The organism is Streptomyces albidochromogenes, from assembly GCF_005981925.1.
In the GTDB taxonomy this organism is placed as follows: domain Bacteria; phylum Actinomycetota; class Actinomycetes; order Streptomycetales; family Streptomycetaceae; genus Streptomyces; species Streptomyces albidochromogenes.
Genome location: NZ_VBVX01000331.1, coordinates 1 through 6,765, shown reverse-complemented (window position 1 = coordinate 6,765; position 6,765 = coordinate 1). Strand labels below are relative to the sequence as shown.

Annotated in this window: 7 protein-coding genes; 5 read left to right on the top strand and 2 right to left on the bottom strand. The window is 73.4% G+C overall.

The window, feature by feature from the left end; all coding sequences use genetic code 11:
* Nucleotides 1-63: 63 nt before the first annotated feature.
* Together E2E34_RS29095 and E2E34_RS29090 are read right to left on the bottom strand one after the other, a co-directional pair.
* A complete protein-coding gene (locus E2E34_RS29095) occupies nucleotides 64-1,044 on the bottom strand; it encodes a DEDDh family exonuclease (protein ID WP_138904869.1) in 981 nt (326 codons plus the stop codon).
* Nucleotides 1,041-1,739 (bottom strand): TetR/AcrR family transcriptional regulator, encoded by a 699-nt coding sequence (locus E2E34_RS29090; RefSeq protein ID WP_138904868.1) that lies wholly within the window; start codon nucleotides 1,737-1,739, stop codon nucleotides 1,041-1,043. Before E2E34_RS29090 ends, E2E34_RS29095 begins: the two co-directional genes overlap by 4 nt.
* Nucleotides 1,740-1,836: 97 nt before the next feature.
* Here E2E34_RS29090 and E2E34_RS29085 point away from each other — a divergent pair, with 97 nt between their 5' ends.
* The 5 genes from E2E34_RS29085 to E2E34_RS29065 form a co-directional block, all read left to right on the top strand.
* Nucleotides 1,837-2,634 carry an acetoacetate decarboxylase family protein gene (locus E2E34_RS29085; protein WP_138904867.1) on the top strand — a complete coding sequence of 266 codons (798 nt, stop codon included), beginning with the start codon at nucleotides 1,837-1,839 and terminating at the stop codon, nucleotides 2,632-2,634.
* Nucleotides 2,634-3,518 (top strand): SDR family NAD(P)-dependent oxidoreductase, encoded by an 885-nt coding sequence (locus tag E2E34_RS29080; protein WP_138904866.1) that lies wholly within the window; start codon nucleotides 2,634-2,636, stop codon nucleotides 3,516-3,518. The genes E2E34_RS29085 and E2E34_RS29080 overlap by 1 nt, the downstream gene beginning before the upstream one ends.
* A 24-nt stretch (nucleotides 3,519-3,542) precedes the next feature.
* The gene (locus E2E34_RS29075; RefSeq protein ID WP_138904865.1) at nucleotides 3,543-4,829 is read left to right on the top strand and encodes an amidohydrolase family protein; all 1,287 of its coding nucleotides are present in this window, start codon (nucleotides 3,543-3,545) and stop codon (nucleotides 4,827-4,829) included.
* Nucleotides 4,826-6,061 carry an amidohydrolase family protein gene (locus E2E34_RS29070; protein ID WP_138904864.1) on the top strand — a complete coding sequence of 412 codons (1,236 nt, stop codon included), beginning with the start codon at nucleotides 4,826-4,828 and terminating at the stop codon, nucleotides 6,059-6,061. Before E2E34_RS29075 ends, E2E34_RS29070 begins: the two co-directional genes overlap by 4 nt.
* 24 nt (nucleotides 6,062-6,085) lie before the next feature.
* The coding region (locus tag E2E34_RS29065) for a VIT1/CCC1 transporter family protein (protein ID WP_138904863.1) at nucleotides 6,086-6,765 on the top strand (680 nt) is incomplete at its 3' end.

Genomic DNA, 6,765 nt, shown 5'->3' with positions numbered 1-6,765 from the left:
GGCGAGTGGCGGGCGGGCGAGTCGCGCGTCAATCACCCGTCTGCCGGGACGGACCGCCCCGGCTCAGCCGGCGGGGGTGACGTCCCGCAGCAGCTGCGTGAAGGCGGCCTCGTCGACCACGGGGGTGCCGTAGGACTTGGCCTTGACCGTCTTGGACGTGGCCGAGTCGGGGTCGTTGGTGACGAGCAGGCTGGTGAGCCGCGACACACTCGTCGCGACGTGCAGGCCCGCCTCGATCGCGCGGTCCTCCAGCAGCTCCCGGTCCACGGACGTGTCGCCGGAGAACGCCACCCGCATGCCCTGCTTGAGCAGTTTGCCCGGTTCGTACCGTCCGGGGTTCGGATACGGGCACGCCGGCCGCTTGCGCGACGGACGCCAGCTGCCCATGCCCCCGCCGTGGTACGACGCCTGACGGCCCACCCGGGGCGCGGCCGGCGAGTCCGACCACTCGGTGAGCGGCAGGCATTCGAGCAGCGGCAGCCGCACGCCGTCCCGCGCCGCCGCGTGCAGGCTCGGACGGAACGCCTCCGCCAGGACGCGGGCGTCGTCGAGGGCGTGGTGCGCGCGCTGCTGTACGACGCCGAAGTGCGCGGCCAGCGACTCCAGCTTGTGGTTGGGCAGCGGCAGGCGCAGCTCCTTGGAGAGCGCGATGGTGCACAGCCGCTGCTGGACGGGCGCGGTGCGGGCGGCCCGCGCGTACTCCCGGGCGATCATCGACCAGTCGAACATCGCGTTGTGCGCGACGAGCACCCGGCCGTCGAGCCGCTCGGAGAGCTCGGCGGCGATGTCGGGGAAGAGCGGAGCGCCCGTCAGCACATCGCTCGTCAGGCCGTGGATCCAGACGGGGCCGGGGTCGCGCTCCGGGTTGACGAGCGTGTACCAGTGGTCCTCGACGTCCCCCCGGTAGTCCAGCCGGTAGACGGCAGCGGAGATTATCCGGTCGTCGCGCGCGAGCCCGGTGGTCTCCACGTCGACGACCGCGTACCCCTTCGGGTAGGCGGTCGGCCACGGCGCTGCTGTCGATTGGTCTTCGAGCATGGTCACTGAGGATACGGGCCCCCACTGACAGCCCCGCCCGCCCGGGTGAGCAGACCGTCCACCAGAGCCCGCACGGAGTTGACGAAGAGACGTTCGGGATCGGCGGGCCGGGCCAGGGCCCGCGCCAGCGCCGGATCGTGTTCCGCGCTCCGGGCGTCCCACAGCTCCTCCTCGCCCGGCCGCTGCGCCGGGGCCCGTTCGCGGTTGCGCTCGACGAGGACGTACCCGACGACCTGGTACTGGACCGCCCGCACGGCCTCGGCGGCCTTCGCCCCGCGCAGGCCCGCCGCGTGCACCTCGTGGACGAGGGCCTGCTGGGCGGGCAGGAACATCCGCTCGGTGAGCCCGCGTTCGTGGACCATCGCGATCAGGTGGGGGCGCTCGCGCAACTCGCGCCGCAGGCCGCGCGCGACGGAGACGATCCGGGCGGCCGGGGTGCGGCCGGCCGGGCGGACGGCGCCCATCTCCTGGACGGTCCGCTCGACGAGGGCGTCGAGGAGCGACTCGCGGTTGCCGACGTGCCAGTAGATGGAGGTGACCGCCGTGCCGAGTTCGGCGGCGAGGCCGCGCATGGTCAGCGCCGCCGGACCGTTCCGCTTCACCAGGGACGCGGCCGCGTCCAGGACCTCCTCGCGGGTCAGCGCGGTGCGCGGGCCGCGTGGTCCCGTGCCGCCTCCCGGGGCGCGCGTGCTGCCTGCCATGGAGCCTCCGAATCCCGTACGCGCACGGCTCTTTCACCTTCATCGGCGCCGGTGTAACAGTGTTACAGGCTCTCCTCCCGACGAAGGGCGGTACGACATGGCACGCGTACGGTACGGCGCGCGGACCGAAGCCGAGATCGCGGCGGCGCGCGGCTCCGTCTCCAGACTCCCCGACATCTGGTCCACCGGCGTGGTGGCCGTCTGGGAGAGCGACCCGGAAGCGGTGGCGGCCGTACTGCCGCCGCCCCTCAAACCCGGCGAGCGGCCGCTCGTACGGGCGAACATCAGCCGGGTCGAGCTGCCCGGCTACCCGCTGGGCGCCGGCTCGGTGGCGGTCGCCGCCGTCCACGACGGCGTCACCGGCTGGTACCCCCTCGTCATGCCGATGACCCACGAACGCGCCCTGACCGGGGGCCGCGAGGTCTTCGGCGAGCCGAAGAAGCTCGGCGAGGTGACCGTGGACCGCGACGGCCTGGTCGTCCGCGCGGCGCTGGCCCGGCACGGCATCGCCTTCGTCGAGGTGCGGGGGGCGGTGGACGGGCCGCTTCCGCTGCCCGGACCGACGGAGAAGACGGACTTCTACTACAAGTTCCTGCCGGCGGTGGACGGCCGGGGCTTCGACGCCGACCCGGTCCTCGTGCACTGCGTCCGCACCGAGAAGGTGCGCCGGCTGGAACGGATCACCGGAGACGTGGTGCTGCGCGAGTCGATGTACGACCCCGTGGCGGATCTGCCCGTACACCGCGTCGTGGAGATCACCGTCGGCGAGAAGACCACCGGCCAGAAGGGGCGCGTCGTGGAGCGGGTGAGCGCGCGGGCGCTGCTGCCGTACATCCACCAGCGCTACGACGACCCGCTGCAGATCCTCGACGGCCCGCCGGAGGGGAGCGTCTGATGCGGCTGCGGGAGGGGCAGGTCGCCGTCGTCACGGGCGCGGCGAGCGGCATCGGGCTCGCGATGGCCCGCCGGTTCGCGGCCGGCGGGCTGAGGGTCGTACTCGCCGATGTGGAGCAGGGGGCGCTGGAGAAGGCCGCCTGCGATCTCCGCGCGGAGGGGGCGCGGGTGCTCGCGCGCGTGGTGGACGTCGGCGAGCGCGAGTCCGTCACCGCCCTCGCGGACGCGGCGTACGACACCTTCGGGGCGGTGCACGTGCTGTGCAACAACGCGGGGGTGGGCTCCGGGGCCGAGGGCCGCATGTGGGAGCACGAGGTGAACGACTGGAAGTGGGCGTTCGCGGTGAACGTCTGGGGCGTCTTCCACGGCATCCAGGCGTTCGTCCCCCGGATGATCGCCGGCGGCGGACCGGGGCACGTCGTCAACACCTCGTCGGGCGACGGCGGGATCGCCCCGCTGCCGACCGCGTCCGTGTACGCCGTCACCAAGGCGGCGGTGGTGACGATGACCGAGTCGCTGTACGCCCATCTGCGCGCCGAGGGCGTTCCCGTGAGCGCGTCGGTGCTGTTCCCCGGACCGCACATGCTGCGCACAGGGCTGTGGGAGTCGCACCGCAACCGGCCCTCCCGCTACGCCAAGGAACGGCCCCGCCGCACGCCCTACCGCAGCCTCGGGCAATGGGAGACGGCGATGCGGGAGGCGGGGCACGACATCGAGTTCACGCCGGTCGAGGACGTGGCCGAGACCGTCGTGGACGGCATCGAGGCGGACCGGTTCTGGATGCTGCCGGCGAGCGAGCACAGCGACCGGCAGATCCGCGCGCGGGCGCGGTCGATGCTCGACCGCTCCGAGCCGTCGTACCTGGAGCACTTCATTCTCGACTGAGGCCACACCGAGGGAGGACACGCGATGACGGAACACAGCGACCCGTACCTGATCATCTCCTCCGACTGCCACGCCGGTCTGCCGACCGAGCGGTACCGGCCCTACCTGGACAGCGCCTTCCACCGCGACTTCGACGACTTCCTCGGGCAGCGCGACGCCCGCCGCGAGGAGATGACGCGCCTCGGCGTGCGCAACGAGGCGTTCGCGGCCAAGTGGTTCGAGGACAACGAGGAAGGGCTGCGCGGCGGCTGGGACACGGCTCAGCGCCTCAAGGAGCTCGACGGCGACGGGGTGGCCGCCGAAGTGGTCTTCCCCGACGCCGACGCCGTCGACAGCGGGACCGCGGCGCCCTTCGGCGTCGGCCTCGGCCTCTCCGGCGACCAGGACCCGCGCCTGGGCATGGCGGGCGCCCGGGCCCACAACCGGTGGCTCGCCGAGTTCGTGGCGCAGCACCCCGAACGGCACTGCGGCGTGGCGCTCCTGCCCGTCACCGGCGAGGTGGACGAGGTCGTCGCCGAGATCCACCGGGCGAGGGAGTCGGGGCTCGGCGCGCTGATGATCCCCTCGATGTGGGTCGACAAGGCCCCGTACCACGACCGCCGTTACGACCCGGTGTGGGCGGCGGCGGCGGAGACCCGGATGCCGGTGGTGACCCACTCGGGGGCCGCGCCCCGCCACGAGTACGGCGACCACCTGGGCATCTACGTCTCCGAGGTCACGTGGTGGCCGGCCAGGCCGCTGTGGTTCCTGCTGTGGTCGGGCGCGTTCGAGCGCCACCCCGGGCTGAGGTTCGGCGTCGCGGAGTCCGGCTGCTGGTGGCTGCCGAACCAGCTGTGGTTCATGGACCGCCTCTACCTGGGCGCGCACGGCGGCAAGAAGCTGTCGCCCTTCGCCGAGCTGAAGCGGCCCCCGAGCGAGTACCTGGACCGGCAGGTCTTCGTCTGCGCCACCAACACCAAGCGCCGCGAACTGGCCCAGCGCTACGAGATCGGCGTGGACAACATCCTGTGGGGCAGCGACTTCCCGCACCCCGAGGGCACCTGGCCGGACACGCGCGGGTGGCTGAAGCGGACCTTCCACGACATCCCCGTCAGCGAGACCCGCCGCATCCTCGGTCTGGCCGCCGCCGAGGTCTTCGGCTTCGACACGGCGAAGCTCGCCCCGCTGGCGCGGCGCGTCGGCCCGACGCCGGCGGAGCTGGGCCAGCCGGACGACCAGGGGCCCGTGGAGGCGTCGTGGGCGAGGTCGCGCGAGGTGGGCCGGCACTGGCTGACCGGCCACGACTTCCCGGCGCTGGGGGTCTCGCCGTGACCGGGGACCGCTACACCGTCATCTCGGCCGACTGCCACGCGGGCGCCGATCTGCCCGACTACAAGCCGTACTTGGACAAGCGCCACCACGACGACTTCGACGCCTGGGCGGCGACGTACGTCAATCCGTACGAGGACCTCCTCGCCGACACCGCCGACCGCAACTGGAACTCCGCCCGCCGGCTGGCCGAGCTGGAGGCGGACGGCATCGTCGCGGAGGTCGTCTTCCCCAACACCGTCCCGCCGTTCTTCCCCAGCGCCTCGCTCATGGCCCCCGCGCCGTCGAAGTCGGAGTACGAGCAGCGCTGGGCGGGCCTGCGGGCCCACAACCGCTGGCTCGCGGACTTCTGCGACGCGGCCCCGGGGCGGCGGGCGGGCGTGGCACAGATCCTCCTCAACGACGTGGACGAGGCGGTACGGGAGATCCGCCGCACCAAGGCGGCCGGCCTCACCGGCGGCATCCTGCTGCCCGGCGCCCCACCGGGTTCCGGCGTGCCCGAGCTCTATTCGCGGGCGTACGACCCCATCTGGGCCGTCTGCGAGGAACTGGACGTGCCCGTCAACCACCACGGCGGGTCGGCGTCGCCGCCGCTGGGCGACGAACCGGCCGCGCGGGCCGTGTTCATGGTGGAGACGACGTGGTTCTCGCACCGGGCCCTGTGGCACCTGACGTTCGGCGGGGCGTTCCGCAGGCACCCCGGCCTGAAGCTGGTCCTCACCGAACAGGGCTCGGGCTGGATACCCGGCGTGATCGACATGCTGGACTACTACCACGCCCGTCTGGTGGCGGCGGCGACCCGCGCGGCCACCGCCGAGTCGAAGTTCGGCGCGGGCCTGGCGGGCTCGATGGGCAGCAGCCCGAGCGAGGTCTGGCGCGACAACTGCTACGTCGGGGCCAGCTTCATGCGCCCCCACGAGGTACCGCTGCGCGACCGGATCGGCCTCGACAAGATCATGTGGGGGAGCGACTACCCGCACGACGAGGGCACGGCGCCGTACTCCCGCGAGGGCCTGCGGATCGCGTACGCCGGTCTGCCGCGCGAGGAGGTCGCCGTCATGGTGGGCGGGAACGCGGCCCGCGTGTACGGCTTCGACCTCGCCCTCCTGGACCCCCTCGCGGCGAAGGCCGGACCGCTGGTGGCGGAGATCGCCGAGCCGCTCCCGCCCACGGAGATCCCGCCCGACGCGACGAGCCCGGCCTTCGCGCCGGGCGGGTCGGTACGCGTCTGGTGACAGCACGGGTGAGAACCTCCCCGAGTGAGCGATCAGACGCATGACGAAGCCCACGGGGGAGCCCTCGGCTCGCGCCTGAACTGGCTGCGCGCCGGGGTGCTCGGGGCCAACGACGGCATCGTCTCGACCGCGGGCATCGTCGTCGGCGTCGCCGGAGCGACCGACGAGCGCTCCGCGCTCCTGACGGCGGGCCTCGCGGGGCTGCTGGCCGGGTCGATGTCGATGGCGGCGGGGGAGTACGTGTCGGTCTCGACGCAACGTGACGCGGAGGAGGCCGCGCTGGCTCAGGAGAAGCGGGAGCTGCGCGAGGAACCGGAGGCGGAACTGGCCGAACTGACCGCGCTCCTGGCCGCGCGCGGGCTGTCCGGCGACGTGGCCCGCGAGGCCGCCCAGCAGCTGACCGAACGCGACGCGCTGCGCGCCCACGCGCGCGTGGAGCTCGGTATCGACCCCGAGGACCTCACCAACCCCTGGCACGCGGCGGCCGCCAGCTTCGTGGCCTTCACCGTGGGAGCCCTGCTGCCGCTCCTGGCGATGACCCTGCCGCCGCCGTCCTGGCGGCTGGCGGTCACGGTCGTCTCCGTCCTGGTCGCCCTGGCCCTGACCGGCTGGAGCAGCGCCCGCCTCGGCGCGGCGCCGCCCCGGCCGGCGGTGCTGCGGAACATGGCGGGCGGGGCGCTGGCGATGGCGGTGACGTACGGAGC